Raw genomic sequence first — 1,139 nt, 5'->3', positions numbered from 1 at the left:
TGCCAGGCTCTTGTCGATCTGGTCTTCGGGCTTTTCATCCTTGCCCGTCACCACGTGGGTGATAAGACCCTTCACATCCTCGTTGAGGAATTCCTGCAGGTTGCTGCCGAACATGGCCATGCTGGTGGCCACACTGACGATCAAGGCCGCGCGCGCCATGTTGGTCACGAGCACCATCATCGAATCACGACTGCGACCGGTAACGATTCGATAGCCTTGGATCAACACCCAGAGCGTCATCAGAATCAGGGCGATCCCGCCTACCCAAGCCATCATGCGACCCATCAGCTCGATGCCGAAGTCGCTGATCCTGTCGCGCAGGTAATCCATGATCAGCTTGAAGAAGACGAAGTCACCGATCGACTGGACACGCACAGCGTAGCCCAGCAGATCCTGCAATCCGCCTGAGAAATCAAAGTTGGYCAGCCACCTGATCGTCATTTCCACAATCCCTTGGTAATTCCGTTACTGCATGAAACGCCGCATTGCTTTGCAGCGCCTGTCTACACATTCATGGCGCCAGCTCAGTGAACGCTGAGCGCCGTCTTCAACGCGGTGGTCTTCACAAGATCACTGATCAACTGCTTGCTTGGATCGCCCTTCAGCGCGGCCTGGGCGACCACCTTTTGATTGGCCTCCATTACCTCGATGTAGGCGTCATAGGACTGCATGCGTGCCTGCCAGGCCTGTGCCTGAACCGCCAGATCATTCGCGGTACGCATGGAGTCGCTATCAACCGCTGTCACGTTGCCCAGCAGCTTGCTGCCCTGGCGCAGTGCCTCGATCGCTTTCAAAGAGGAATCCATAAGCGGCACCGTCTCCTTGATGAAGAGGACCGAGTCGTTGTACTTGCGGTTCTGCATCATCCGGATGTTGACGCAAATCTGCCGCTGCTGAGCCTTCACGTCGCCCTTCGCATCAAATACGAAGTAAGCGAACATTCCGGTGACGCTCATGTCCGTGCGCGGACCGCAGGACTCGGTCACCATGTAGTCATTGGGGACAAGCGTAAGGGTCGCTGACGGCGACAGGCCGAAATTATTGATGATGCCCTGCACCGTAACCAGCGCGTTGGTGTATTCCTTCATCAGGTTGATCCAGCGGGTGTTTTCCTTGGCAAACTCCGCGATGTCCTGGAA

At 56.2% G+C, this 1,139-nt stretch carries 2 protein-coding genes; both read right to left on the bottom strand.

Translation table 11 applies throughout. The features are described from left to right. Positions 1–441: type IV secretion system protein (locus tag AC1DQP_RS20785; RefSeq protein ID WP_478052470.1), on the bottom strand; the 441-nt coding region annotated here is incomplete at its 3' end. Positions 442–524: 83 nt separating this feature from the next. After that, the coding region (locus AC1DQP_RS20780; RefSeq protein WP_478052469.1) for a hypothetical protein at positions 525–1,139 on the bottom strand (615 nt) is incomplete at its 5' end.

This window comes from Stenotrophomonas sp. P5_A8 (assembly GCF_056400545.1).
Note: the sequence above shows the minus strand (reverse complement) of the source record. Positions and strands in the feature narration are given on the sequence as shown.